The following is a 25,167-nucleotide window of genomic DNA, read 5'->3' as shown; positions in this document are numbered from 1 at the left end:
TGTCAGTCTAGATCACTGGGATATGCGCACTGGCCGTGCTCACCAACACTGCGCTGGCCCGTAACCGCCGTGTTACCCAAACGTCACTCCCGCGCAATAGTCGGAGAGAAGAATGCCCAGCCTCTCCATTCCTCTCCCCACGACATGACCTCGCATCCACGGCCCACCGTGCCGTCCCTCCTCGGCCGCTTCCTGCTGGCCGCCTGCACGCTCGCGTTCGGCCTGCTGCTGGCCGGCTGCGGCGGCTCCGGCTCCGACGCCTCCAACGGCTTCATCGCCCACTGCGGCAACCCTGACACGCACTGCGCGCCCAAGCCCTGAGCCGGGCCCGCGGGCGCTCCGGCGCCTGTCCTGCCCTGCGCCTGCCGCGACGCCGCGCGCGCGGTGCATGCCCCGTGCCTTTCTTCGTACAACAAACACTCCTCCAACATGACCGTCGATTCCTCCAAACGCAAGTTCCTCTCCGGCGTGCTCGGCACCGGAGCGGCCGCGGCCACGCTCACGGCCTTCCCGCCCGCCATCCGGCGCGCGCTCGCCATCGAGGCGAACAACGCCACCGGCACCATCCAGGACGTGCAGCACGTGGTGCTGCTGATGATGGAAAACCGCTCGTTCGACAGCTATTTCGGCACCTTCAAGGGCGTGCGCGGTTTCGGCGACCGCTTCGCCGTGCCCACGCCGAATGGCCGCAATGTCTTCTACCAGACCTACACCAAGACCACGCCCGCCAGCACCTACGTGCCCTTCCGGCTGGACGAGGCCCAGGGCAACGCCCAGCGCGCCGGCAGCACGCCGCACACCTGGGTGGATTCGCAGGCGGCCTGGGACCATGGCCGCATGTCGCGCTGGCCCGATGCGAAACTGCCCCTCTCGATGGGCTACTACGAGACGGCCGAGGTCTCGTTCCAGCGCGCCCTGGCCGATGCCTTCACGCTGTGCGACCACTACCACTGCGGCATGCACACGGGCACCATCGCCAACCGGCTCTTCTACTGGACGGGCACCAACGGCCCCAACGGCATCAGCCCGCTCGACGGCTCCCGCGTGCGCGTGGCGGGCCTGAACAACCAGTTCAACGGAGGCAACGACGTCGGCGCCTCCACCGAAGGCTGGACGTGGACGACCTATGCCGACCGCCTGGAGAAGGCCGGCGTGAAGTGGAAGGTCTACCAGAGCCTGATCGACAACTTCGGCTGCAACGAGATGATGGGCTTTCGCCACTGGCGCGCCGAGATCGAGAAGATGCCCGCGGACCGCAAGCCGCTCTACGTGGCCAAGACCGACATCACGCAGCCGCAGGATCTGGCCGGCCCCACCTACGACCCGGCCATCGACGACGCCCTGAGCCCGCTCGCCAAGGGCTTCGGCAACACCATGCCGCAGGGCTTCCTGGAGACCTTCCGCGAGGACATCCGCCAGGGCAAGCTGCCGGCGGTGTCGTGGATCATCGCGCCCTCGGTCTATAGCGAGCACCCCGGCCCGTCGAGCCCCGCGCAGGGTGGCTGGTACGTGCAGGAAGTGCTGGACGCGCTCACCGCCAATCCGGAGGTGTGGAGCAAGACGGTGCTGCTCATCAACTACGACGAGAACGACGGCTTCTTCGACCACCTGCCGTCGCCCGCCGTGCCTTCGCGCAACGCCGACGGCAGCCTGGCCGGCGCCTGCACGCTGTCCGCCGCCGACGTGGCCGTGGAATACCACGACTTCCAGCCCGCCACCTCCAGCCAGCCTGCGGCCGACGGCAAGCCCTACGGCCCCGGCCCGCGCGTGCCGATGTGGGTCGTCTCGCCCTGGAGCCGCGGCGGCTGGGTGAATTCGCAGGTGTTCGACCACACCTCCACGCTCATGTTCCTGGAGAAGCGCTTCGGCGTGGCCGAGCCGCAGATCAGCGCCTACCGCCGCGCGGTCTGCGGCGACCTGACCAGCTGCTTCAACTTCGTCGACCCGAACACCGAGGCCCTGCCCACGCTGGCCGGCCGCACCAGCAAGACGGCCGTGGACGCGCGCATCGCCGCGCAGGTGCGTGCCGCCAAACTGCCCCAACCCGCCGCGGCCACGGATGCGGCCCTGCCGGTGCAGGCGCCGGGCGTGCGGCCTTCGCGCGCGCTGCCCTATGAACTGCACGCCACGGCCCAGGCGAATGCCGGCGCGGGCACGGTGACGCTGCTCTTCGCCAACACGGCCAAGACCGGCAGCCCCGCCGCGGTGTTCCACGTCTATGACAGGAAGCACCTGGACGCGATCCCGCGCCGCTACGTGGTCGAGGCCGGCAAGACGCTGAACGGCGTCTGGAACGTGGCGGCCGACGGCGGCGCCTACGACCTGTGGGTGCTGGGTCCCAACGGCTTCCACCGCGCCTTCGCGGGCGACCTCGCGCAGCAGGCCTCCGCAGGCATGCCCGAGGTGCAGGTCTGCTACGAACTGTGCGACCCGCCGCAGGTGCGCGTGAAGCTCTACAACCGCGGCACCGCGGCCATCGGCTTCACCGCCGAGGCCCGCGCCTACCGCTCGGACGGCCCCTGGACGCGCACCGTGCAGCCCGGCGCGGTGGAGGAACTGGCCTGGGCCCTGGGCGACAGCGGCAACTGGTACGACTTCACCGTGCGCTGCAGCGCGGCCCCTGCCTTCGTGCGCCGCTTCGCGGGCCGCGTCGAGACGGGCCGGCATTCCGTGTCCGATCCGGCGATGGGGCAGGGGGCCTGAGCCGGAGCGGAGCGGTCACCGTTGCGACGCGATGTCCAGCGATGCCTCCGCCGCCGATTTCGCGCTCTCCGCCATGGCGAACCCGCCCCCGCGCCGCTTGGCCGTGTACATCGCCTGGTCGGCCCAATGCACCACCTCGGCGCCGCGCCGGGAGTGCGCGGGGGCGAAGGCGATGCCGATGCTGGTGCCCACTTCGGCCGCCAGGCCGGGCTGCAGGGGAATGGGCTGGCGCACCACCTCGACGATGGCGGTGGCGATGTGGGACAGCGTCTGCGGGTCGTCGGTGCGCACGAGGATCGCGAACTCGTCGCCGCCCAGCCGGGCCAGCGTGTCGGACGAGCGGATGATCTTCTGGATGCGGGCCGCGGCTTCCTTGAGCACCACGTCGCCCGCGTCATGCCCGTAGGTGTCGTTGACGGACTTGAACTTGTCGAGGTCCATCAGCATCACAGCGAAGCCCGTGCCCGACCTCTGCAGATCCTGTTCGGCACGCAGCAGCCGGGCATCGAAAGTGCGGCGGTTGGCGAGCCCGGTGAGCGCATCCTTCTGCGCCACGTCCTCCAGGGGCGTCACCACACGGCTGGCCACCACCTTGACCGCGACGATGGAGATGACCGCGCTCATCAGCACGCTGAAGGCGAACAGCGCCTCCAGCTTGAGAAACGGCGACATGACCGGCGCGAAGGGCTTGGCCACCACGGCGCTGACGGGAAGGGGGCCGGAGTCGTCCAGCGTGATGACCTTGACCCGGTAGCCGGCGCCGTCGGGGTCGCTGGCGGAGAAAGGCCTCTGGTCCTTGGCGTGCCGGCCGATGCCGTCCATGGGGATGGACACGGGCAGGGTACTCGCGTGGACGATGTAGTGGGCTTCGGCATCGTGGGAGAGGAAAGCCATCTGCAGCTGCGTCATGCGCGCGAACTGCTGGGCGCCGGCGTGCGTGATCCGGAAGGCCAGGTAGATGTGCGCCACGGGCACGGGTGCCCGTACCGTCACCTTGACCCAGTTGTGCAGCACGGGCTTGCCGTCTTCCCCGTCCATGGTGCGCATGTTGCGGCTCGCTTCGCGGACGCTTGCCACCAGCAGCTCCAGCCGGTGGTCCAGCGCCGCGTCCCGCTCGCGCAGGAACCCGGACACGGACGAGCGCGCCCGCAGCGTGCCGTCCAGGTCCGTGAGCACGATCAGTTCGGCGCCGGTCCGCGCCAGCTGGTTGTAGAGCGCCGACTCCACCGTGTCCCGGTTGGTCTCGTTGAAGATGATGTTCTGCAGGCCGTAGTCCCGGGAGATCAGCTCGGAGGCCACCCGCCGGGATTCGCGCCGCATCGCGGCCGTGTACTCGAAGGTCTGCGCGCCCGCCTCCAGTGCGGCATCCACGCTGTTCATGGCGATCCGCCGGTTGGAAAAATGCAGGAAGACGAAGGCCACCACCTGGGCGGCGATCATCGTCAGTGCAAGCAGGGCCAGGAAGCGGCCCGTCGAATCGGATGGCAGGAAATCCCTCTTCATGCGTGCTCTTCTTGTGCAATGCGCGGGCAAGCGCGTTCCCTCGGCAGGGCGGGTGCCCGCCGATGGTGCCCTGCCTGATCTCTTTCTATTCCCCTGCGCCCCATAATGCCCGCCTTTGGCCCATCCGTGCAATGGCCTGCGGTTATCCCGGCGGTGGGGAATGGCATAGGGAGGGCCGGTGTCCCCCCTGCGGGTGTGCAATGGCGAAGTGCTCCGACACCCGGCGGCTCGACGATGCGTTGCAATGGCCGCATGCCGTCCCCGTTCCTCACCCGCTGCCTGGAGGGCGCCAAGCGCGTCATCCAGCCCATCATGCCGCTCGTGCGGGCCGTCAATCTCTGGCTCGACGCCGACGGCCTGCGGATGAGCGCGGCCATGTCGTTCTACGGCATGCTGAGCCTGGCGCCTTTGCTGCTGCTGCTGGTGGGGGTGCTGGGCTGGTGGATCGACAAGTCCTACCTCGAAACCAACCTGATCGCCCAGGTGCAGTCCGTGATGGGCGAGCGCGGCGCGGAGGTCGTGAAGCTCGCACTGTCCAGCGCCCGGGAGCCCTCCGAAGGCCGGCTGGCCTCCATCGCGGGCTTCGTGCTGCTGCTGTCGGGCGCGACCGGGGTGTTCGTGGAACTGCAATCCGCCCTGGAGCGGCTCTGGACGTCCGGCCACCCCCCCGCGACCGACAACAAGGCCTGGTGGCGCATGGCCTCGCTGCGGCTGCGCGGCCTGGCGTACGTGCTGGCCATCGGTTTCCTGCTGCTGATCTCGCTGGTCGTCTCCACGGCGATCCACGTGGTGGCCAACTGGGCGAGCGCGCGCCTGCCCTTCGCCTCCGGGCCCCTCCTGCAACTGGTCAACGAACTGGTCGCCTTCGGCATCGCGGTGCTGCTGTTCGTGGGGCTGATGCGCATCGGGACCGGGCCCAAGCCGCCGATGGCCTGCCTGGTGTTCGGCGCCGTGGTGGGGGCGATCCTGTTCACGGTGGGAAAACAACTGCTGGCACTCTACCTGGCCACGGCGGCCGTGGTGTCGGCCTACGGGGCCGCGGGCTCGCTCGTCGTGCTGCTCATGTGGATCTATTTCTCGTCGGCGGTGCTGCTGTTCTCCGCCAGCTGCGCCCGTGCCCTGCAGGAAGCGCGGGCCGAGCATATGGGGCAGCGTGTGGACGCCGCCCATGCCGAGAACGTGCCCGCCTCCACCTCGCCGAAGCCACCGGCACCCGCCGCGGCGGCCGGCGCGCGCTGAACACGGGCCGGCCGCCGGCGGTCAGCGCGCCGCCGGCCGCAGCGTGTCCGGGGAAAGGCGAAGGACCCGCGCCAGTTCCAGCGCGTTGCGGGGCGCATGGAGCTTGGCCGTGTTGTCGAAGAAGCAGAACACGTCCCGACCGCCCGCGGGCGGTGCGGGCGCTCCTGCGGCAGGGCCGGCCAGTGCGACGTCGCGCGGCGCCGCGCCCCGGTGCCATGCCCGGATGCGGCGGGCCCATGCGGCGATCCGGTCGTCGCTGTAGCCGCTGACGTACAGCGCTTCGGCGCCGTGCAGGCGCAGGTACATGAAGTCGGCGGTGACGTCGCCCAGCTCCGGCCAGCGGCCACCGGTGTCGGCCACCACCAGCGCCACGCCATGGCGGCGCAGCAGGGCGATGCATTCGGGCGTGGCGAAGCTGGAATGGCGCACCTCCAATGCATGGCGCATGCGCCAATGCGGCCCTTCCGCCTCCAGCCACTCCCGGCCGCGCATGCGGGGCTCGCGTTCGCGGGCCAGTTCCAGCCCCTGCCGGGTGTCGCGGGGCAGCAGGCTCAGGAAATCTTCCAGCAGGCCGGCATCGAAGGGCAGGCTGGGCGGCAACTGCCACAGGATGGGGCCGAGCCGGGGCCCGAGCGAGAGCAGGCCGGACGCCAGAAAATTCGCGATCGCCGCGCGTGGCGAGCGCAGCCGCAGGATGTGGGTGATGAACCGTGGCGCCTTCACGGTGAAGACGAAGCCTTCCGGCGTATCCCGCGACCACGCCGCGTAGCTGGAAGGGCGCTGCAGGGCATAGAAGGAGCCGTTGAGCTCGATGGCGGGAAACTGCCGGGAGGCGAACGCCAGTTCCCGGGCCTGGGCCAGGTCGTCCGGATAAAAGGTGCCGCGCCATGGGGCGTAGCGCCACCCGGAAACGCCGATGCGGATCTGTGCGGCCGGTGCCGCCCGGGATGCCATGGGGCCACTGTGCGCAGCGCCGGTCGCGGCGTTTGCGGGAAGGCTTCGGCAGGCCGTGTCGGACGTTGCCGGGCGGCTCTACAGCTGCTTACGGTGTTTACAGAGCCCGGCGGTATGTGAAGCACCTGCGCGGGTAATCTGCCAGCACAACACCCATAGAAAGGGAAATCGTATGAGTCTCGTTGTCCGTTCCAATTCTTCCGCTGCGGGTCCCTTCGTGGCCGGCGGCTCGGCGAAGTGGCTCTGGGCTGCGATCGGCGCGCTGGGAGTCAGCGTGCTGGCCCTGGGCGCCACGCTGGTGGTCCAGAACCGCGACCGCGCCCCGGATGTCGCCTCCGCAGCGCAGCCTGCCGCCGCCCTCGCTCCGGACGCACAGTCCGCGGCGGCCGCCAATCCATCCGCCGATCCTGCCGTGGCCCAGCGGTCCCAAGGACGTCCTGCCGCCGTGGCCCAGGCCCCGGCCCAGCAGTTCGCGCAGCGTGCGCCTTCCCCAGGCTATGCGCCGCAGCCCGCCTACAGCGGTGCCCCGCAGGGCCAGCAGCAGGTGGCCATGCAGCGTGCCGCGGCGCCGGCCTGCATGACCTGTGGCCGCGTCGAATCCGTCCAGGCCTTCCAGCAGGCCGCGCCCGCCACCGGCATCGGTGCCGTGGCCGGCGGCGTGATCGGCGGCGTGCTGGGCAACCAGGTGGGCAAGGGCTCGGGCCGCACGGTGGCCACGGTGCTCGGCGCCGTGGGCGGCGGCTACCTGGGCCACACGGTGGAACAGCGCACCCGCACCACCACGGCCTACCAGATCCGCGTGCGCATGGACGACGGCTCGGTGCGCACCTTCACGCGCTCGCAGCCGGTGGCCGAAGGCACGGCGGTGCGGGTGGAAGGCCGCAGCTTCCGCGTGGACAACGGCCAGTACGGCAGCGGCTATGGCGGCGGCTACTCCGCCCAGGCACCGCATTCGGTGCGCGTGGCCGACAACGGCTACTGACATCCAGGCTGGCCGGCATGTTCCGGCCGGTTCTCCCCGGCTTTGCGACGGGCGGCTTTCAGGCCGCCCGTCGTGCTTTTGCGCTACTGCGGTGTCACTTCTCGACGAAGGCGCGCTCGATCACGAAATCGCCGGGCTTGGTCGTGTTGCCTTCCTCGAAGTCGCGCTTTTCCAGGATGGCCTTGAGCGAGGCCAGCATCTCCGGGCTGCCGCAGAGCATGACGCGGTCCACCAGCGGGTCCAGCGGGGGCACGCCCAGGTCGGTGAAGAGCTTGCCGTTCTCGATCAGGTCGTTGATGCGGCCCTGGTTGCGGAACGGCTCGCGCGTCACGGTGGGGTAGTACTTGAGCTGCTTGGCCACCATCTCGCCCAGGAACTCGTGTTTCGGCAGCTCCTGCGTGATGAAGTCGTGGTAGGCCAGCTCGTTCACCTGGCGCACGCCATGCACCAGCACCACTTCCTCGAACTTCTCGTAGGTGTCCGGGTCGCGGATCACCGACAGGAACGGCGCGAGGCCGGTGCCGGTGGAGATGAGGTACAGGCGCTTGGCCGGCAGCAGGTAGTCGATGAGCAGCGTGCCCGTGGGCTTGCGGCCGACGACGATGCTGTCGCCCACCTGGATGTTCTGCAGGCGCGAGGTGAGGGGGCCGTCCGGCACCTTGATGGAGAGGAACTCCAGGTGCTCCTCGTAATTGGCGCTGGCGATGCTGTAGGCGCGCAGCAGCGGCTTGCCGTCCACCTTGAGGCCGATCATGGTGAAGTGGCCGTTGGAGAACCGCAGCGACGTGTCGCGGGTGGTCGTGAAGGAGAACAGGCGGTCGGTCCAGTGGTGGACGGAGAGGACTCGCTCTTCGTTGAATGCGCTCATGGATGGATGGCGGAAAGTGGAAACGACAAGGGGCGCGTGGCCTTCGAAGGCAGGGCCGGTGGCTCGTGCGGGCTGGCCGCGGAGGCGCCCTGGCTGCCCCCTGCCAAGCGGGCAAACCCCTGCATTGTCGGACAAACCCGGAGGGTGGATGGTTTCAGGCCTCAGGACATGTGCGCGAATCCCGTCTATCGTCACTTGGAAAACCTGCCGGCCGGTGGTCCGACGCAGGCATCTCACGGTGGCGCTGCTTCCCCGTTTGTCGCCGCCGCGTCCTGCCCCAGGTGCTCCCCCACCACCTCCGCCAGCCAATCCATCACCGCCCGCACGCGCCGCGGCAGATTGCGGCGGGTGGCGTACATCAGCGTGAGCGGCATCGGTGGCGCGGCGTGCTGCGGCAGCACCTCCACCAGTGCGCCCTGCGCCAGCAGGTCCACCACGCCCAGGCGCGGCACCTGGATGATTCCCAACCCCGCCAGGCAGCCGGCGATGTAGGCTTCGGCGTTGTTCACCGTGAGGGCGCCCTGCATGGGGATGGCCGCCAGGGTGCCGTCCACCATGGCCTCGAAGCCGCCGGAGCGCGCGCCGAGGGTGTTCACGAAATGCACCAGCCGGTGGTCGCCCAGGTCCTCCAGCGTTTGGGGCGTGCCGTGCGCGCGCAGGTAGGCGGGGCTGGCGCAGTTGACCAGCCGCGCGGGGCCCAGCGGTCGCGCGACGAGGCTGGCATCCACCACGGCGCCGGTGCGCAGCACGCAGTCGAAGCCCTCGCGCACCACGTCCACGCGGCGTTCGGTGCTGCTCAGTTCCACCTCCAGCCCCGGGTGGCGGGCCAGCAGTTCGGGCAGGCGCGGCACGACCACGTTGCGCGCCATGCCGGTGGACATGTCGATGCGCACGCGCCCGCGCAGGCCGCCGCCCCCCGCGCCCTCGCCGTCGGCGTGCTGGAACATGGACTGCAGTTCATCGACATCGGCCAGCAGGTCCTTGCAGCGCTCGTAGTAGGCCTGCCCGTCCTGCGTGAGTTGCACCCGCCGGGTGGTGCGGTGCAGCAGGCGCGTGCCGAGCTGGGTTTCCAGCTGCTGCACGGCGGTGGAAGCGCTGGCCTTGGGGATGCCGAGCGCTTCGGCCGCCTGGGTGAAGCTGGCGAGTTCGGCCACGCGGACGAAGGTATGCATGCGGTCGAAGGGATTCATTGTTCTTTTGATATGAACGATGTGATCGATTTTGCGTGATTTATGGCAAATGGGTCGATCAATAGACTGCAGTCCATCGCTTCTTCGTTCCCTCTTTCACTGCTTACCGAAAGGACTCCACCATGGCTGCCACCGCATCTTCTTCCTCTGCCGCCGTTACCGCACCCACCGCCAGCCCGGCCATCGCCCTCATCACCGGCGGCAGCCGGGGCCTGGGCCGCAATGCCGCGCTGCATGTGGCGCGTTCCGGTACCGACGTGATCCTCACCTACCGCAGCCAGGCGGCCGAGGCGCAGGCCGTGGCCGCCGAGATCGAGGCGCTGGGCCGCCGCGCGGTGGCGCTGCCGCTGGATGTGGCGGCCAGTTCCACGTTCGAGGCGTTCGCAGGCCAGGTGCGCGGCGTGCTCGCGCAGCACTGGCAGCGCGAGCGCTTCGATTTCCTCGTGAACAACGCGGGCTCCGGCGTGCATGCCGGCTTCATGGAGACGACCGAGGAGCAGTTCGACCAGATGGTCGCCATCCACCTGAAGGGCACGTTCTTCCTCACGCAGAAGCTGCTGCCGCTGATGAACGACGGCGGGCGCATCCTGAACGTGTCTCCTCGGGCCTCGCGCGGTTCGCGCTGCCGGGCTATGCCGCCTATGCGGCGATGAAGGGCGGGGTGGAAGTGCTGACCCGCTACATGGCCAAGGAACTGGGCGCGCGCGGCATCGCGGTGAACGTGGTGGCACCCGGCGCGATCGAGACGGATTTCGGGGGCGGCGCGGTGCGCGACAACGCGCAGCTCAATGCCTTCATCGCCGGGCAGACGGCGCTGGGCCGCGTGGGGCTGCCGGACGACATCGGCGGCGTGGTCGCGGCGCTGCTGCAGCCGGGCACGGGCTGGGTGAACGCGCAGCGCATCGAGGCGTCGGGCGGGATGTTCGTCTGAAGCGGGCCGTGTGTCAGGGCGCGGTCGCCGTCGGCCGGGCCCTCCATTCGGAGCGCAGCAGGGCGTAGATGAACTCGTCGCCCCACTCGCCCCCGAAGCGGTCGTTCTGCACGAGATGGGCCTTCGCCCACGAGTTCGAGCCTCGGGGTCTGGAGATGCGAAGGTGCCTGGGAGAGGTCCATGCCGGCGCGATGGTAGGCCAGCGGGGCGGCGGCGCGGAGCTAATCCCCGGCATCCTGTGCGGGTGGGGCAGGTCACCCGCCCGCCAGATCAGAACGTTTCCCAGTCGTCGTCGCTCCCGCGTGCGGCCGGGGAGGGAGCGGGTGCCGCGGTGCGCGGCAGCGCGGGCGCAGCGGCCGGGGCGCGGGCTGTTGCCGCGGCAGGGCGGGGCGCTGCCGCCGGGGGCATCGCGGCGGGGGCGGCACGGGGCGTCACTGCCGCCGCAGGCTGGCGCACGGGCCGGGGCATGGCCGCCGGTGCCGCTGCGGCGGCGGTTGCGGCTTGCGTACCCGCAGGAATCCGGAACACGCTCACCGCCTGCGAGAGCTGGCCCGCCTGCGCCTTCAGCGAACCCGTGGCGGCCGCTGCCTCTTCCACCAGCGCCGCGTTCTGCTGGGTCACCTGGTCCATCTGCGAGACGGCCTGGTGCACCTGGTCGATGCCCCGGCTCTGCTCCTCGCTCGCGGCGCTGATCTCGGCGACGAGGTCGTTCACGCGCTGCACGCTCTGCACGATCTCGTCCATGGTGCGACCGGCCTCTTCCACCTGGCTGGATCCTTCCGCCACCCGCGTGACGGAGTCGCCGATGAGTGCCTTGATGTCCTTGGCAGCGGCGGCGCTGCGGCTGGCCAGCGCGCGCACCTCGCCGGCCACGACGGCGAAGCCGCGGCCCTGCTCGCCCGCGCGGGCGGCTTCCACTGCCGCGTTGAGCGCCAGGATGTTCGTCTGGAACGCGATGCCGTCGATCACGCCGATGATGTCCGAGATCTTGCGGCTGCTCTCGTTGATGGCGCCCATCGTGTCCACCACGCCCGCCACCACCTGCCCACCGCGGGTGGCGGTGCCTGCCGCGGACGAGGCCAGCTGGCTGGCCTGGCGCGCGTTGTCGGCGTTGTGCCGCACGGTGCTGGTGAGTTGCTCCATGGCCGCGGCGGTCTGCTGCAGCGAACTGGCCTGCTCTTCCGTGCGCGAGGACAGGTCCTGGTTGCCGGCGTCGATCTCGTTCGACGCGGTGGCGATGCTGTCCGTGCCCGCGCGCACGCGGCCGACCACCTGCGCCAGGCTCGTGTTCATGTCCTTGAGCGCCTGCAGCAACTGTCCCGTCTCGTCCCCGGAGGTGACGGTGACGTGGCTGGTCAGGTCGCTGGCCGCGACGGCGCGCGCCACGCGCACGGCCTCCGACAGCGGCCGCACGATACCGCGCGTGAGCCACAGCGCGCAGGCCGCGCCCAGCGCGAGCGCCAGCAGGCCCAGCACGGTCAACAGCAGGCGGCTCTGCGCATGGATGTCCTGGATGTGGGCGGCCGTGGCGTCGATGTCCCGGCGCTGCAGGTCCAGCAGTTGCTGGATGAGCGCCACGTAGGCTTTCGTGGCCGGCAGATAGACCTGCGTGAGCAGGCGTTCCGCCTCTTCGGTCCGGCCTTCGGCCTTGGCCTTCACGGCCTGGTCGCGCGAGGCCAGGTAGGCCGAGCGGGCCTTGGCGATGTCGGCCCAGACCGCCTTCTCCTCGGTGCTGTCGAGCTGCGGCTCGATCTTCTCGACGAGCTGGGCGGACTCGCGCGTGGTCATGGCCGAGTCCTCGGCGAAGAACGCGGCCAGGGACGGATCGGAGCTTTTGACGATGGCGGTGGTGCGGCGCGCGGCACTGTCCACGTAGCGGTACCAGTCGCTGATCATGCGCTCGTTGGCGAGCGGCTGCTGGGTCATGTCGTGGGTGGCCTGGGCTACGCTATGCAGGCGCCAGAGGCCGAAGACGGTCATCAGCGCCATGAGGCCGAGGACCAGGGCAAAGCCACCCGCGAGGCGGGTGCCGATAGAGAGGTTTCGCATGGGGTTTCCTGAAGATGGATGCGCCGGCAGGAGCTGGCGTACGACGGGCGCAGGGGCGCCCGTGCAGGCCTTCAGGAGTATCGGCAGCACCTGCCGCACCTTGAACACGGCAGTGGGAAATCGGCGACGGGCGGCGCTCCGCCCGCCGGCTCAGTCGAGCTTGAGCTTCTGCTTGGCCACCACGCCTTTGTAGAGCTCGTACTCGGCCTTGGTCTGCGCCGTGAACTCCTCCGGCGTGTTCCCCACGACGAGCGAGCCCGTATCCTCGATGCGCTGGCGCACGGCCGGGTCTTCCAGGGTCTTCTTCACGGCCTGCGAGATCTTGTCCACCACTTCGCGCGGCAGGTTCTTCGGACCGTGGATGCCGTAGAACGCCATCCGGTTCACGGGCTCGAAGCCGACTTCCTTGAAGGTGGGCACGTCGGGCATCGAGGGCAGGCGCTGCGGCGCCGCCACCGCGATCGCGATGAGCCGCTTCTCCTTGATGAACGGCAGCGCGGACGGCAGGTTGTCGAAGATCATCGGCACCTGGCCGGCCACCGCGTCGTTGAGGGCCGGGCCGGCGCCCTTGTACCCGATGTGCTCCAGCCCCAGGCCGGACAGCGACTTGAACAGCTCCATCTGCAGGTGGCCGATTCCGCCGGTGCCGGAGGTGGCGAACGCGTACTTGCCGGGGTGGGCCTTGACCTCGGTCATGAACGACTTGAAGTCCTTCGCCGGGAAGCTCGGGTGCACGGCCAGCACGTTGGGCGTGGCCGCCATGTTGATGATCGAGGTGAAGTCCGTCAGCGGGTTGTATTTCACCGCCGGGTTGATCGCGGGCGCGGAGGCCACGGAGGACACCGTGGCCACGCCCAGCGTGTAGCCGTCCGGCGCTGCGCGGGCGATTTCCGTCGCGCCGACCACGCCGCCCGCGCCGGCCCTGTTGTCCACGACGACCGGCTGGCCGAGCGTGGTGCCCAGCGATTGCGAAACCACGCGCGCCACGATGTCGGTCGTGCCGCCGGGAGCGAACGGCACGATGAGGCGCACGGTCTTGGCGGGATAGTCCTGGGCCAGCGCGGGGGCCGCGGCGCAGGCGGCCAGGACCGTTGCGCCGAGCAGGGCGCGGCGCAGGGGGGACGGGGAATGCTTCATGTCGGATGTCTCCTGTGGATAAGGTGTTTTCGGTCTGCCGGCTGCGGCGACGGGGAATGCCATTTGCAGCTTGCGTGCCATGCCGCGGGCGGATGCCATGGATGAGCCGGACGGGCTCGCCATTGCTGGAAAGCGGGGGACTGCGCAGGGCGCGCCGCGGGCAGTCCGCGCACGTACCTCGCGGTGGTTTTCCGCACGTGGCCTGCCCGATTGTGCGGTTTTCCGCAATCGACGCCTTGTCAACGGGAGTAGCCCTCGGCGGCCCCGCTTTCGCCACCCACCACAATCCATGCCGAACACGCTGGCTCCGCTTGAAACCCGACCGCTCTCTCCTGATCCCCGGCCTTGCGGTGCTGGCCTGCGTGTGCGTCGGTGCCCTGGTGTACCGCGCCACGCTCGACACGCAGCTCTCCCTGCAGCAGCACGCGGCCGCGCAACGGCTCGATTTCGCCGCCCAGAGCCTGGAGTCCCTGCTGCACCGCAACGAGGCGCTGCCCGCCCTGCTGGCGCTGGACGGTGGCCTGGGCCGCGCGCTGCGCGATTCCCGGCCGGACAACCTGGCGACCGCCAATGCCTTCCTGGGGCAGGCGGCCGGCCTGGCCGATGTGGAGGCGGCCTACCTGATGGATGCCGGCGGCCAGACGGTGGCGGCCAGCAACTGGCGCCTGCCGAGCAGCTTCGTGGGGCAGAACTACCGGTTCCGCCCCTACTTCGAGGCGGCGATGCAGGGGCGGACGGGGCGCTTCTACGGCGTGGGCGCGACCACGGGCAAGCCCGGATATTTCATCGCGGCACCCCTGCCGGCCGCTGCGCTCGCCCGGGGTGTCGTGGCCGTCAAGATTTCGCTCGACGCCTTCGAGGCCTCGCTCGCCGCGAGCGGCGATACCGTCCTGCTGGCCGACCGCGATGGCGTCGTGTTCGTGAGCACGGAGGCGCAGTGGCGCTACCGCACGCTGGCACCGTTGGGCACCCAGGCCCTGGCCCGGCTGGAGAACGCCCAGCAGTACGGCCGCCATGCACTGCGGCCGATGGACCATGGCCTGGGCGCCTGGCCGGACGGCGGGGCTCCGATCCGCCTGCAGCATGCCGGCCTGGAGCGCGAATTCAGCGTGGCCACGCGCGGCGTCGGGCCGCTGGGCTGGCAGATGCTGCTGCTGGCGGACCGGTACCCGGTGCGCCAGGAGGCCCTGGTGGCCGGGCTGGCCGGCGGGCTCTGCGCCGCGCTGCTGCTGGGCATGCTGTTCTACCAGCGGCTGGACCAGCAGGGCCAGGCGGAGCGCCGCGCGAGCGCCGCGCGCCTGCAGGCCGCGCACGACATGCTGGAGACCCAGATCGCGCAGCGCACCACCGACCTGACGGCCGCCAACGCGGCCCTGCAGCTCCGGGTGAGCGAACTGCAGCACGCGGAAACCATTCTGCGCGGCACGCGCGATGCGGCCGTGCAGGCCGGCAAGCTGGCGGTGCTCGGCCAGATGGCCGCCGGCATGAGCCATGAACTGAACCAGCCCCTGGCCGCGCTCCAGACGCTCTCGGACAACGCCGTCGCGCTCGACCGGCAGGGCCGCCGCGAGGACGTGGCCGAAAACCTGCAGCTCATCGGCCAGCTCGCCGCCCGCATGGGCCGGATCGTGCGCCAGCTCAAGAGCTTCGTGCGCAAGGAAACGCCCGTGCTCCAGCCCTGCCGCGTGCGCGATGCGCTGGACCATGCCTTGCTGCTGCTGGCGCAGCGTTGCACGGCCGTGCAGGCGCGCATCGACGTGCAGCCTTTCGACGCCGGGCTGCGCGTGATGGCGGATCCCACCCGGCTGGAGCAGGTGCTGGTGAACCTGCTGCGCAATGGCCTCGACGCGGTGCAGGACCGGCCCGTGCGCGAGGTGCGCTTCGCCCCGGCCTCCGATGACGGATGGGTGCGCCTGCGCGTGTCCGATACGGGGGGCGGCATCGCGCCCGAGGTCCGCGGCAGGCTCTTCGAGCCGTTCTTCACGACCAAGGCGGGCGAGGGGCTCGGGCTGGGGCTCGCGGTTTCGCGCATCATCGTGGAAGGCATGGGCGGCACCCTCACCGTGGAAGACATTCCCGAGGGAGGCGGCGCCGGGTTCACCGTCACCCTTGCGCTCGCCCGGCCCGACGCCTGAATCCCCTCCGCTCCAAGGACCTTTCTGCCGATGACCGACGCGCCCCTCCCGGCCGCACCCGCCGGGACCACCCGCCCCGTCTATCTGATCGAGGACGACGCCATGGTGCGCCGCGCCTATGGCCAGGCCCTCGAACTGGCCCACATCCCCGTGCGCGCGTTTCCCCACGGCCAGGCCGCGCTCGACGCCTTCGGGCAGGACCCGCCCGCCGTCGTGGTGACCGACATCTGCATGCCGGGCCTGGACGGCATGGAACTGCTGCGTCTGCTGCGCCAGCGGGATGCCGACCTGCCCGTGGTGCTGGTCACCGGCCACGGCGACGTGGCGATGGCGGTGGAAGCCATGCGCGACGGCGCCTACGACTTCATCGAAAAGCCGTTCTCGTCCGAGCGCCTGCTGCTGACCGTGCGCCGGGCGCTGGAGCGGCGCGCGCTGTCCGACGAACTGCAGCGGCTGCGCGCGCGTGGCGGGGCCGACGCGCTTGCCGGGCTGGTAGGCCAGTCCGCCGGCATGGCGGAGGTGCGCCGGCTGGTGTCGGCGCTCGCCCCGCTGGACGTGGACGTGCTGCTCCACGGCGAGACTGGCGCCGGCAAGGAAGTGGTGGCCCGCGCCCTGCACGCCGCCAGCGGCCGCACCGGCCCGTTCGTGGCCATCAACTGCGGAGCGCTGCCCGAAGCCATCATCGAGAGCGAACTCTTCGGCCACGAGCCGGGCGCGTTCACGGGCGCAACGCGCCGGCGCATCGGCAAGATCGAGTACGCCAACGGGGGCACGCTGCTGCTCGACGAGATCGAATCCATGCCGCCCTCGCTGCAGCTGCGCCTGCTGCGCGTGCTGCAGGAGCGCGAGATCGAACGCCTGGGCAGCAACCAGCCGGTGCCCGTCACCGCGCGCTTCGTGGCCGCCGCCAAGGCGGACCTGAAGCAGCTCGCCGAGCGCGGTCAGTTCCGTGCCGACCTGTACTACCGCCTGCACGTGGTCGCGATCGACATTCCGCCGCTGCGCGACCGGCCGCAGGACATTCCGCTGCTCATGGCCCACTTCCTCGCGCAGTCGGCCGCGCGCCACGGCCGCCCGGTGCCCGGCTGGAGCGACCGCGACCTCGCGGGATGGCTGGCCCACGGCTGGCCCGGCAACGTGCGCGAGCTGCGCAACGCCGCCGAGCGCCTGTGCCTGGGCCTGCCGGTGCAGCCGCTCGAGGCGGGGGGTGAATCCGCCCCGTCGCTCGCGGGCCGGGTGGAGGCCTTCGAGCGCAAGCTGCTGCGCGACACCCTGGCCTTGACCCAGGGCAATGTGGCGCGCGCCGCCGAACTGCTGCAGATGCCCCGCAAGACGGTGTACGACAAGCTGCAGCGCCACGGGCTCGCGCCCGGCAGCGCCGGCATCGCGCCGCGCGACGGCGAACGGTAGGCCGCAACGGCCGAGGCCGGGCCGGTCACGCGGCCTGGCGCAGCACGCGCCGGTACTGCACCGCCTCGGCCACGTGCGCTGGCCCGACGGATGTCTCGCCCGCCAGGTCGGCGATGGTGCGGGCCACCTTGAGCGTACGGTGGGTGCTGCGCGCCGACCATCCCAGCCGGGCGGCTGCGGACTGCAGGAACCGGGCGGCATCGTCCTGCAGTCCGGCCTGCACATCGATCTCGCGCCCCTGCAGGGCCTGGTTGGGCTTGCCCTGCCGGACCAGGGCGCGCTCGCGCGCGGCGGCGACGCGCTCCCGCACGCTGGCCGACGGTTCGCCGGGCGCGGCGGCCAGCAACTGGTCCGTGGGCAGGGCGGGCACCTCCACATGCAGATCGATGCGGTCCAGCAGCGGGCCGCTCAACTTGGCCTGGTAGCGGTCGATCTGGTCGGGCGTGCAGCGGCAGGCGCGCTGGCCGGAGCCCAGGTAGCCGCAGGGGCAGGGGTTCATCGCCGCGACGAGCTGGAAGCGCGCCGGGAAATCCGCGCGGCGTGCGGCCCGCGCGATCGTGATGCGGCCCGTCTCCAGCGGCTCGCGCAGCGCTTCCAGGGCACTGCGGGCGTATTCGGGGAATTCGTCCAGGAAGAGCACTCCATGATGGGCGATCGAGATTTCTCCCGGGCGCGGGGGTGAGCCGCCTCCCACCAGGGCCACCGCACTGCAGGAGTGATGGGGCGCAGCCGTCGGCCTGGCTCCCCATGCGGTCGGCGTGAAGCGCCCCGCCAGGCTGGCCACCGCGGCGCTTTCCAGCGCCTCGTCCACGGACATCGCCGGCAGCAGGCCCGCGAACCGGTGCGCCAGCATCGACTTGCCCGAGCCCGGCGGGCCCACCATGAGCAGGCCGTGGCCGCCTGCTGCGGCGATCTCCAGCGCGCGCCGGGCGGCGGCCTGGCCCTTCACGTCGGCGAGGTCGTCGGCGGGCGCTGCGGCCATCGGCGGCATGCCCTCCACCCGGCACCAGCCGTCCCCGGTTCCGCTGTCGGGGCCGGCCCCGGCGCCGGCCGCGGCCTGGGGTGGAAGGAACCGCGCCACCACATCCAGCAGGTGCCGGGCCCGGTACACCTCGGTGCCGGGCACCAGGGCCGCCTCTTCGGCGCTGCCGGGCGGCAGCACCATGCGGGCGCGGCCGCCGGCGGAGCGCAGGGCGAGGCTGGTGGCGAGCGCGCCCCGCACCGGGCGGAGCTCACCGGAGAGCGACAGTTCGCCCGCGAACTCATGGCCGGCCAGCAGCGTGCCGTCGATCTGGCCGCTGGCGGCCAGGATGCCCAGGGCGATCGGCAGGTCGAAGCGGCCGGAGTCCTTGGGCAGGTCGGCCGGCGCCAGGTTGACGGTGATCTTCTTGTTGTGGGGGAACTCCAGCCCCGCGTTCTGCAGCGCCGAGCGCACGCGCTCGCGCGCCTCCTTCACTTCCACGTCCGCCAGGCCCACGAGCGTGAAGCTCGGCAGGCCATTGGCCAGATGCACTTCCACCGTGACGGCTGCGGCCTGCAGGCCCAGCAGCGCGCGGCTCTGCACCAAGGCAAGACTCATGAACTTTCCCCTCCCCACTTGGGTGCGTCGCCGGGTGCCGGCGCGTCGGGGGCGCATGGTACGCACCATTCGGGTGCGCCATGCTGCAAAACCGTCAGGGTTGTAACCATCCAAGACGCCGGGGACGCCGAGGCGCACCCATTCGGAGCGCCTGGGGCGCCACGGCAGGAGACATGGCACGGTCCATGCTTTGCGTCTGTCGAACCCCGATCCACCGTTGGCTTATTCCGAAGGAGCCCCCATGACCCGCGTCCTGAAGTCCCTGAGCATCGCCCTCCTGGCCGCCGCCCCCGTCTGGGCCAGCGCCCAGCTGACCGGCAATGTGAGCCTGACCACCAACTACAAGTTTCGCGGACAGGACCAGGACACGAGCAAGGTGAAGGCCGTCAAGCCCGCCATCCAGGGCGGCTTCGACTACACGTTCGGCGAAAGCGGCTTCTACCTGGGCAACTGGAACTCCAGCGTGGACTGGCTGCCCGGCAACTCCATCGAAATGGATTTTTATGGCGGCTATAAATTCAAGGCCGGGGGCATGGACCTGGACGTGGGGGCCCTGACCTATGTGTATCCCGGCAACACCACCGGCAACACGACCGAGCTCTATGGCGCCGCCACCTACGGCCCGGTGACGGCCAAGTACTCGCACACGGTTTCCAAGGACTATTTCGGCTGGGCGGGCGCCAAGACCTCCAGCAGCCGCGGCCGCAATACCGGCTACCTGAACGTCGCCTTCGCGCGGGAAGTCGCCCCGGGCACCACCTTCAAGGCGGCGGTGGGCTACACGCGTTTCGCGGGCGACATCAAGGACCTGGGCGTGCCCAACTATGTGGACTACAGCGTGGGCGGTGCCTACGATTTCGGCTCCGGCCTTTCGCTGTCGGCCGCGGTGGCAGGCGCCAACAAGAAGAACTTCTTCGGGCCGGTGAACAAGAACCGGCTCATCGTCACGCTCACGAAAACCCTTTGATCGACCATACCCACAACGGGGGTCTCGAGGCCCCCACTACGGAGATCCGAACATGAAAATGGTGACAGCCATCATCAAACCCTTCAAGCTCGACGAGGTGCGCGAAGCCCTCTCGGACATCGGCGTGCAGGGCATCACGGTGACCGAGGTCAAGGGCTTCGGGCGCCAGAAGGGCCATACCGAGCTCTACCGCGGTGCCGAGTATGTGGTGGACTTCCTGCCCAAGGTGAAGATCGAGGCCGCCGTCGCGGACGATCTCGTGGAGCGGGTCATCGAGGCGATCGAGGGCGCCGCCCGCACCGGCAAGATCGGTGACGGGAAGATCTTCGTGGGACACCTGGAGCAGGTCGTCCGCATCCGCACCGGCGAGACCGGCAAGGAAGCCCTCTGACGGCGGCCCGAGCGCACAGCCAACGGATCAACGCATTCCGAGAGACACAACCATGAAAAAACTGCTTGCTTCCTTCCTGCTGGGAATGGGCCTGCTGGCTGCCGGCTCCGCCGCGCTGGCGCAGGCCCCTGCCGCCTCCGAGCCGGCCGCCGCCACCGCACCGGCTCCCGAGGCCGCCCCCGCGCCGGCCGCTGCCGCAGCACCCGCTGCCGCGCCGGCTGCCGCCGCGGCCTCCGAAGCCGCTCCCGCAGCCCCCGCTCCGAAGCTCGATTCCGGCGACACCGCCTGGATGCTGACCTCCACGCTGCTGGTGATCCTCATGACCATCCCGGGCCTGGCCCTGTTCTACGGCGGCCTCGCCCGTTCCAAGAACATGCTGTCGGTCCTGGTGCAGGTGTTCGTGATCTTCTCGCTGATCTCCGTGCTCTGGGCGGTCTATGGCTACAGCCTGACGTTCGGCGGCGAAGGCACGTTCTTCGGCACGTTCGACAAGATCTTCCTGAAGGGCATCGCTCCGGACACCCTCTCGGCCATGCTGCCGACGATCCCCGAGTACGTGTTCGTGTCGTTCCAGGCCACCTTCGCGGCGATCACCGTCGCGCTGATCGTGGGCTCGTTCGCCGAGCGCATCAAGTTCTCGGCCGTGCTGATCTTCTCGGTGCTGTGGTTCACGTTCAGCTACATCCCGATGGCCCACATGGTGTGGGGCGGCGGCCTTTTGGCTAAGGACGGCGCGCTGGACTTCGCCGGCGGCACCGTGGTGCACATCAACGCCGGTATCGCGGGCCTGGTGGGCGCCTACATGGTGGGCAAGCGCATCGGCTTCGGCAAGGAGGCGCTCACGCCCCACAGCCTGACGCTGACCATGGTGGGCGCCTCGCTGCTGTGGGTGGGCTGGTTCGGCTTCAACGCCGGCTCCGCCGGTGCCGCCAACGGCGCCGCGGGCCTGGCCTTCGTGAACACCGTGCTCGCCACGGGCGCCGCCACCCTGAGCTGGCTGGCCGGTGAGTCCCTGCACAAGGGCAAGGCCTCCATGCTGGGCGCCGCCTCGGGTGCCGTGGCCGGCCTCGTGGCCGTCACCCCGGCCGCCGGTTTCGTGGGCCCGATGGGTGCCATCGTGCTCGGCCTGATCGCCGGCGTGGTCTGCCTCTGGGGCGTGGGTGGCCTCAAGAAGATGCTGGGCGCCGACGATGCGTTCGACGTGTTCGGCGTGCACGGCGTGGGCGGCATCCTGGGCGCCATCCTGACGGGCGTGTTCGCCTCCCGGGGCCTGGGCGGCACGGGGGGCCTGACGCCGGACACGTTCTCGATGGGCGGGCAGGTGTGGATCCAGGTCAAGAGCGTGGCGATCACGCTGGTCTGGTCCGGCGTGGTGGCCTTCATCTCCTACAAGATCGCCGATCTGCTGGTGGGCCTGCGCGTCAGCGAGGAAGCCGAGCGCGAAGGCCTGGACATCACTTCGCACGGCGAAACGGCCTACAACCGCTAGAGCAGGCGACACCCCACGGAGCGGCTTTCGCCGCTCCGTGCTGCCGCCGGAAGCGACTGCTCTTCGTGCACGTCCAAGCCTGCGCAGGCAGGCTCGGAGCCGCGGCACTCAGCCCCCGCTCTCGCCGCGCGAGCGCGGCGGGCAGGGGGACGACGCCAGTGGCCTGGCAAAGCCAGTTCCACGGCGTCTGCTGGTATGGCCTGCTCCGCGGCCGTTCGACGGTGAAGGTTTGTGGTCATGCGGGCGAGGAAACTAGGGTTTGTGCGCCGTTCCTTTGGATGCTGAAAAAAGGTACGGTGGCAGGTATCTGGACCGGGGCGGCGACTGGTGGCGCCACCCGGTCCGGACGACAACGAACGATCGAGTTGCTCCTTTTGGACATTCGGCCCGCCCGCAAGGCGGGCTTTTTTTTGGCCATGCGGCGCCGTGGCCGAATAATCGGTGCCGGGACCCGGGAAGGCGGCTGCGGCGGTCGCGCCGCCGAAGGGTTCCCTGACGAAAGAGGACACCGCATGCACCTGGACATGGACTGGCGCACGGGCAGCCTGGAGCCCGACGCGCTCGGCGAGTCGCCGTTCTGGCATCCGCTGGAAACCCGCCTCTACTGGGTCGATATCGCCGGCTGCGCGCTGGCCCGCTGGGAGCCCGACACCGGCCGCATCGACCGGTGGGCCATGCCCTGCGAGCCCGGCTGCATCGCCCCCGCGCGCACCGCGGGGGTGGCCAGCGGCCTGGTGATCGCGCTGCGCGACGGCATCTACCGGGCACGCGAATGGGGTGGTGCCCTGGTGCCCGTGGCCACGCTGCCCTACGACCCGGCCACGCAGCGCGCCAATGACGGCAAATGCGACGCGCTGGGCCGTTTCTGGGTGGGAACCCTGCACGAGCCGCCGGCCGGGCAGCCGCGGGAGGCGGTGGGCGCGCTGTACTGCATCGATGGCCGCGGCAGCGCCAGCGCGCCCGTGGTGCGCCGCATGCTGGATGGCGTGATGACCGCCAACGGCCTGGCCTGGTCGCCGGACGGCCGGCGGCTCTACTGGGCCGATACCCCGGCCCACACGGTGAGCGCCTGGGATTGCGACGCGCACGGCGAACTCCAGGGCAGCCCGCGCGTGTTCCATTCCTTCCCGCCCAAGCCCGCGCAGTGGCGCCCGGGCGATCCCGGCTACGCGGGCCGGCCCGACGGGGCCGTGGTGGATGCCGAGGGCCACTACTGGACGGCCATGTACGAAGGCGGCCGGCTCCTGCGGCTGGCCCCGTCCGGCGAGATCGTGGCCGAGGTGCCGGTGCCCGTGGTGTGCCCGACCATGCCCTGCCTGGGCGGGGTTGGCGGACGCGAGCTGTTCGCTACATCGGCCCGCAAGGGGCGCTCCGAGGAGGAGGTCACCCGGCTGCCGTGGACCGGCTTCCTGCTGCGCGCGGGCCGCCCGGCGCCGGCGCCGGGCCAGCCAGTGGCTTGGTACGAGGAGGCGGCGCTGCCCGTGGGAATGGATTGACCGGCGCTCCGGGGAGCCAGGCCTTACGGGGGCGCCGGCCGGGCCAGGGCCAGTGCGCGTTCGACGCTGGCATGCGCCAGGGCCATGTTGCCTCCGCGGGCCATGCGCACGCAGAAGTCGATCATCTCGCCCAGGTTGCCGTCGATGCCGCAGTGCATGGCGCGCAGCGCGTCGAACCCGGTCAGGATCAGGGCTGCGCCGTCCTCCAGTCCGGCCAGCCGCCCGGCCCGGTGCACCATGTAGAGACAGGCGGTGACCTGCTCGGGCGTGAGGGCTTCCTCGTCCGGAAACTCCTGCGCCTCCAGCCGGAACCAGCGCCGCGCCACCTGCACGATCCAGCGCTGCGCCTCTTCCAGGGCGGCATGCTCCATCTGCTCCGGGGTGAATGCCATCACCGTCATGGGCGGGCTCCTTCCCGCGTGCCGGCCACGTCGGCCCAATGGTGCTCCGTCACCCGCAAAGGTACCGTGGCCGGCACCAGGCCCCACAGCCCCTTGCGCGCGGGGCCATGGCGGACGGTGCGCGTGCGTGTCGCGTCCCCGCCGCTCACCCAGGTCAGCCCGTCCAGCCGGTCGCCCAGCATCCAGCGCAACTGCCCCTCGGTGCCGATGCGCATGAAGCGGTCGAACACCCGCGCGTCATAGAAGCGGAAATACGCCGACCGACCGTCCGGCAGCCGCACCAGACTGCTTTTCTTGAGCTGGATGCGCGTGGCCTCCACGCCGGCCGTGCCACGCACGACCATGCTCCAGGCCCCGCCCCAGGCATAGGGCACGAGCCGCTCCAGGTGCGGCGCCAACGCGGCCATAGGCACCAGGTAAGGAGCCACGCGCGCGAGCGTGAGCGCCTTCACGCCGGAAAACAGGCAGTGGTGTTCGATATTCGCCTGCCGCATCTGCGGCACCAGGGAATGGTCGCGGGCGGAGTCGATCAGGGCATAAAGGTTGGCGGCATCGCTGCGCAGGTGGGGGATGAAGCGGGGGAGACTGGGAGGTGACATGGCTGGGGGTTTTTCGGTCAGCGGGCAGCAGTGCGCTGCCGGGGCTCTGCCGGACGGACGCTGCGGCAGAAGATTTCGCATTCATCGCCGTCTTCCGTGTCGCTGGGGGGAGGTGCCATGTACACGGCGATGTCGCTGGAGAGTTGGATCAAGACCAGTTCCGTGCCAATGGTGCAGCAGTATTCGATGAGCTGATACCCCACGGATTCACCCCATCTCTGCCAAAAACCCCTGGAATTCGCGGCGGCAGCAAGAGGCATATGGCCATAATAGTTTCCGAGTTGCACTTCATCTGAATAGTAGTAATTGCCTTCAGCGATTTCCCACTTGTTTTCTTTATAGGTGAAGGCCCCGGCCGTCTTCTTGTCTTTGTTGAAGTTTGTCTTGACCACCAGAATCTGACTGGCTGGCCCGTCCATGGGGCGCCACTCGCACTCATTTTTCTCCGAGTCCGGGTAGCGGATGTCTCCCTTTCTGCAGAATCCCTCGAAGGCAGGGCGTTTGGCGTATTCCACTTGGAATTCACATTCTTCTATGCCATCCGTGTTGACGGTTCTTCTGGGTGATGTGATTTTCAGGTGGCGCGGAAGTTGGAAGCTGATGCCGCAGGAGGTGACTTGTCTTGGTTCTTTGGTGGTTTTTGGCCGGCTGGGCTCGGCGTGAGCGGTTTGCATTGCAAGGAATCCAATGAGTGAAATGGCTTTCACACAGGAAGTTGCAAGGTTGTCGTCGGAGCTGAAGTGCATTGGCTTCCCCCTTGTCAGTGATAGTGCAATAATCAGTCGGACTTTGGTAGGGTCACCCCCCGCGTCAGAATAGTTGTCGCCTCGATAGGACTCCGGTGTTCGGAGTTCATGAAGGTAGTAGGAGGCTGTGTAGTTGTGGTCGAAGGTCTGCGTGGTGGGCAACGCGAAGCGTTGTCCACGGCAAGCGGGCCGGTGCGCGCAGCGCATCGTCCACAAATGCACAGCCTTGCAGGTGCCTTCAGGCGCCGGCCCGCTGCCGTGTGTTTCACCCCGGGGGCGAAGAGCGAGAAGCCAGTTGGCACGATACGGACAAGCATTCAAAGACAGAGCGGTGGGCAGGTTGCTGCCACCGCACAGCGCCACGCCCGACGAGCTGGCGCGTGAGATCGGCGTGAGTG

Annotated in this window: 20 protein-coding genes and 1 pseudogene; 11 read left to right on the top strand and 10 right to left on the bottom strand. The window is 69.8% G+C overall.

Annotated features, from left to right (window positions below; translation table 11 throughout):
* The first annotated feature begins 144 nt into the window (after positions 1 to 144).
* Both BLR99_RS23090 and BLR99_RS09450 read left to right on the top strand, forming a co-directional pair.
* Complete coding sequence (locus BLR99_RS23090) at positions 145 to 321, top strand: hypothetical protein (RefSeq protein ID WP_165842992.1); 177 nt, start codon at positions 145 to 147, stop codon at positions 319 to 321.
* Between the two features lie 108 nt (positions 322 to 429).
* Positions 430 to 2,703, top strand: coding sequence for a phosphocholine-specific phospholipase C (locus BLR99_RS09450; protein WP_074687090.1), 2,274 nt, complete (start codon positions 430 to 432; stop codon positions 2,701 to 2,703).
* A gap of 15 nt (positions 2,704 to 2,718) precedes the next feature.
* Here the strand turns inward: BLR99_RS09450 and BLR99_RS09445 are convergent, their stop codons facing one another.
* Positions 2,719 to 4,206: a GGDEF domain-containing protein gene (locus tag BLR99_RS09445; RefSeq protein WP_011793407.1), complete on the bottom strand. Its 1,488-nt coding sequence runs from the start codon at positions 4,204 to 4,206 to the stop codon at positions 2,719 to 2,721.
* A gap of 252 nt (positions 4,207 to 4,458) precedes the next feature.
* On the opposite strand from BLR99_RS09445, the gene BLR99_RS09440 reads away from it, so the two are divergent.
* The gene (locus tag BLR99_RS09440) at positions 4,459 to 5,445 is read left to right on the top strand and encodes a YihY/virulence factor BrkB family protein (RefSeq protein ID WP_017439088.1); all 987 of its coding nucleotides are present in this window, start codon (positions 4,459 to 4,461) and stop codon (positions 5,443 to 5,445) included.
* A gap of 21 nt (positions 5,446 to 5,466) precedes the next feature.
* Here BLR99_RS09440 and BLR99_RS09435 read toward each other — a convergent pair whose 3' ends face one another.
* Complete coding sequence (locus BLR99_RS09435) at positions 5,467 to 6,399, bottom strand: DUF72 domain-containing protein (protein WP_048857533.1); 933 nt, start codon at positions 6,397 to 6,399, stop codon at positions 5,467 to 5,469.
* Positions 6,400 to 6,571: 172 nt separating this feature from the next.
* On the opposite strand from BLR99_RS09435, the gene BLR99_RS09430 reads away from it, so the two are divergent.
* Positions 6,572 to 7,381: an outer membrane lipoprotein gene (locus BLR99_RS09430; RefSeq protein ID WP_011793410.1), complete on the top strand. Its 810-nt coding sequence runs from the start codon at positions 6,572 to 6,574 to the stop codon at positions 7,379 to 7,381.
* Between the two features lie 94 nt (positions 7,382 to 7,475).
* On the opposite strand, the gene BLR99_RS09425 is transcribed toward BLR99_RS09430, so the two are convergent.
* Both BLR99_RS09425 and BLR99_RS09420 read right to left on the bottom strand, forming a co-directional pair.
* Entirely contained in the window at positions 7,476 to 8,249 is a 774-nt protein-coding gene (locus BLR99_RS09425; protein ID WP_011793411.1) for a ferredoxin--NADP reductase, read from the bottom strand.
* A gap of 233 nt (positions 8,250 to 8,482) precedes the next feature.
* Positions 8,483 to 9,439 carry a LysR family transcriptional regulator gene (locus BLR99_RS09420; protein WP_046059889.1) on the bottom strand — a complete coding sequence of 319 codons (957 nt, stop codon included), beginning with the start codon at positions 9,437 to 9,439 and terminating at the stop codon, positions 8,483 to 8,485.
* 122 nt (positions 9,440 to 9,561) lie between these two features.
* Here BLR99_RS09420 and BLR99_RS09415 point away from each other — a divergent pair.
* A pseudogene (locus BLR99_RS09415) lies at positions 9,562 to 10,370 on the top strand (SDR family NAD(P)-dependent oxidoreductase).
* Between the two features lie 270 nt (positions 10,371 to 10,640).
* Here BLR99_RS09415 and BLR99_RS09410 read toward each other — a convergent pair.
* A complete protein-coding gene (locus BLR99_RS09410; protein WP_011793413.1) occupies positions 10,641 to 12,419 on the bottom strand; it encodes a methyl-accepting chemotaxis protein in 1,779 nt (592 codons plus the stop codon).
* A 150-nt stretch (positions 12,420 to 12,569) separates the two neighbouring features.
* Entirely contained in the window at positions 12,570 to 13,556 is a 987-nt protein-coding gene (locus BLR99_RS09405; RefSeq protein WP_011793414.1) for a tripartite tricarboxylate transporter substrate binding protein BugE, read from the bottom strand.
* A gap of 311 nt (positions 13,557 to 13,867) precedes the next feature.
* On the opposite strand from BLR99_RS09405, the gene BLR99_RS09400 reads away from it, so the two are divergent.
* Both BLR99_RS09400 and BLR99_RS09395 read left to right on the top strand, forming a co-directional pair.
* Positions 13,868 to 15,691 (top strand): sensor histidine kinase, encoded by a 1,824-nt coding sequence (locus tag BLR99_RS09400; protein ID WP_041827185.1) that lies wholly within the window; start codon positions 13,868 to 13,870, stop codon positions 15,689 to 15,691.
* Between the two features lie 30 nt (positions 15,692 to 15,721).
* A complete protein-coding gene (locus BLR99_RS09395) occupies positions 15,722 to 17,101 on the top strand; it encodes a sigma-54-dependent transcriptional regulator (protein WP_046059890.1) in 1,380 nt (459 codons plus the stop codon).
* A gap of 25 nt (positions 17,102 to 17,126) precedes the next feature.
* Here the strand turns inward: BLR99_RS09395 and BLR99_RS09390 are convergent, their stop codons facing one another.
* Entirely contained in the window at positions 17,127 to 18,680 is a 1,554-nt protein-coding gene (locus BLR99_RS09390; protein WP_011793417.1) for a YifB family Mg chelatase-like AAA ATPase, read from the bottom strand.
* A 241-nt stretch (positions 18,681 to 18,921) separates the two neighbouring features.
* On the opposite strand from BLR99_RS09390, the gene BLR99_RS09385 reads away from it, so the two are divergent.
* The 4 genes from BLR99_RS09385 (at position 18,922) to BLR99_RS09370 (ending at position 23,023) form a co-directional block, all read left to right on the top strand.
* Complete coding sequence (locus BLR99_RS09385) at positions 18,922 to 19,647, top strand: TorF family putative porin (RefSeq protein ID WP_017439623.1); 726 nt, start codon at positions 18,922 to 18,924, stop codon at positions 19,645 to 19,647.
* 52 nt (positions 19,648 to 19,699) lie between these two features.
* On the top strand, positions 19,700 to 20,038 hold the full coding sequence (gene glnK / locus BLR99_RS09380; RefSeq protein ID WP_011793419.1) for a P-II family nitrogen regulator: 339 nt from the start codon (positions 19,700 to 19,702) through the stop codon (positions 20,036 to 20,038).
* Between the two features lie 52 nt (positions 20,039 to 20,090).
* The gene (locus tag BLR99_RS09375; RefSeq protein ID WP_074687088.1) at positions 20,091 to 21,527 is read left to right on the top strand and encodes an ammonium transporter; all 1,437 of its coding nucleotides are present in this window, start codon (positions 20,091 to 20,093) and stop codon (positions 21,525 to 21,527) included.
* 512 nt (positions 21,528 to 22,039) lie between these two features.
* Complete coding sequence (locus BLR99_RS09370; RefSeq protein WP_083369975.1) at positions 22,040 to 23,023, top strand: SMP-30/gluconolactonase/LRE family protein; 984 nt, start codon at positions 22,040 to 22,042, stop codon at positions 23,021 to 23,023.
* 23 nt (positions 23,024 to 23,046) lie between these two features.
* On the opposite strand, the gene BLR99_RS09365 is transcribed toward BLR99_RS09370, so the two are convergent.
* From BLR99_RS09365 to BLR99_RS23445, 3 genes are all read right to left on the bottom strand, one after another.
* Positions 23,047 to 23,424 (bottom strand): hypothetical protein, encoded by a 378-nt coding sequence (locus BLR99_RS09365; protein ID WP_011793421.1) that lies wholly within the window; start codon positions 23,422 to 23,424, stop codon positions 23,047 to 23,049.
* Positions 23,421 to 24,023, bottom strand: a complete 603-nt coding sequence (locus BLR99_RS09360; protein ID WP_074687086.1) for a DUF4123 domain-containing protein — start codon at positions 24,021 to 24,023, stop codon at positions 23,421 to 23,423. The genes BLR99_RS09365 and BLR99_RS09360 overlap by 4 nt, the downstream gene beginning before the upstream one ends.
* A 17-nt stretch (positions 24,024 to 24,040) precedes the next feature.
* Positions 24,041 to 25,167, bottom strand: a 1,127-nt coding sequence (locus BLR99_RS23445) for a hypothetical protein (protein ID WP_233427225.1), incomplete at its 5' end; no start/stop codon positions are given.

The sequence above is a fragment of the Paracidovorax citrulli genome (assembly GCF_900100305.1).
Taxonomy (GTDB): Bacteria; Pseudomonadota; Gammaproteobacteria; order Burkholderiales; family Burkholderiaceae_C; genus Paracidovorax; species Paracidovorax citrulli.
Note: the sequence above shows the minus strand (reverse complement) of the source record. Positions and strands in the feature narration are given on the sequence as shown.

What these genes read in the sequence shown, in the direction of transcription:
- BLR99_RS23090 (WP_165842992.1), top strand. Translation starts at nt 145, where the DNA reads ATGACCTCGCATCCACGGCCCACCGTGCCGTCCCTCCTCGGCCGCTTC.
- BLR99_RS09450 (WP_074687090.1), top strand. Translation starts at nt 430, where the DNA reads ATGACCGTCGATTCCTCCAAACGCAAGTTCCTCTCCGGCGTGCTCGGC.
- BLR99_RS09445 (WP_011793407.1), bottom strand. Translation starts at nt 4,206, where the DNA reads ATGAAGAGGGATTTCCTGCCATCCGATTCGACGGGCCGCTTCCTGGCC.
- BLR99_RS09440 (WP_017439088.1), top strand. Translation starts at nt 4,459, where the DNA reads ATGCCGTCCCCGTTCCTCACCCGCTGCCTGGAGGGCGCCAAGCGCGTC.
- BLR99_RS09435 (WP_048857533.1), bottom strand. Translation starts at nt 6,399, where the DNA reads ATGGCATCCCGGGCGGCACCGGCCGCACAGATCCGCATCGGCGTTTCC.
- BLR99_RS09430 (WP_011793410.1), top strand. Translation starts at nt 6,572, where the DNA reads ATGAGTCTCGTTGTCCGTTCCAATTCTTCCGCTGCGGGTCCCTTCGTG.
- BLR99_RS09425 (WP_011793411.1), bottom strand. Translation starts at nt 8,249, where the DNA reads ATGAGCGCATTCAACGAAGAGCGAGTCCTCTCCGTCCACCACTGGACC.
- BLR99_RS09420 (WP_046059889.1), bottom strand. Translation starts at nt 9,439, where the DNA reads ATGAATCCCTTCGACCGCATGCATACCTTCGTCCGCGTGGCCGAACTC.
- BLR99_RS09410 (WP_011793413.1), bottom strand. Translation starts at nt 12,419, where the DNA reads ATGCGAAACCTCTCTATCGGCACCCGCCTCGCGGGTGGCTTTGCCCTG.
- BLR99_RS09405 (WP_011793414.1), bottom strand. Translation starts at nt 13,556, where the DNA reads ATGAAGCATTCCCCGTCCCCCCTGCGCCGCGCCCTGCTCGGCGCAACG.
- BLR99_RS09395 (WP_046059890.1), top strand. Translation starts at nt 15,722, where the DNA reads ATGACCGACGCGCCCCTCCCGGCCGCACCCGCCGGGACCACCCGCCCC.
- BLR99_RS09390 (WP_011793417.1), bottom strand. Translation starts at nt 18,680, where the DNA reads ATGAGTCTTGCCTTGGTGCAGAGCCGCGCGCTGCTGGGCCTGCAGGCC.
- BLR99_RS09385 (WP_017439623.1), top strand. Translation starts at nt 18,922, where the DNA reads ATGACCCGCGTCCTGAAGTCCCTGAGCATCGCCCTCCTGGCCGCCGCC.
- glnK (WP_011793419.1), top strand. Translation starts at nt 19,700, where the DNA reads ATGAAAATGGTGACAGCCATCATCAAACCCTTCAAGCTCGACGAGGTG.
- BLR99_RS09375 (WP_074687088.1), top strand. Translation starts at nt 20,091, where the DNA reads ATGAAAAAACTGCTTGCTTCCTTCCTGCTGGGAATGGGCCTGCTGGCT.
- BLR99_RS09370 (WP_083369975.1), top strand. Translation starts at nt 22,040, where the DNA reads ATGCACCTGGACATGGACTGGCGCACGGGCAGCCTGGAGCCCGACGCG.
- BLR99_RS09365 (WP_011793421.1), bottom strand. Translation starts at nt 23,424, where the DNA reads ATGACGGTGATGGCATTCACCCCGGAGCAGATGGAGCATGCCGCCCTG.
- BLR99_RS09360 (WP_074687086.1), bottom strand. Translation starts at nt 24,023, where the DNA reads ATGTCACCTCCCAGTCTCCCCCGCTTCATCCCCCACCTGCGCAGCGAT.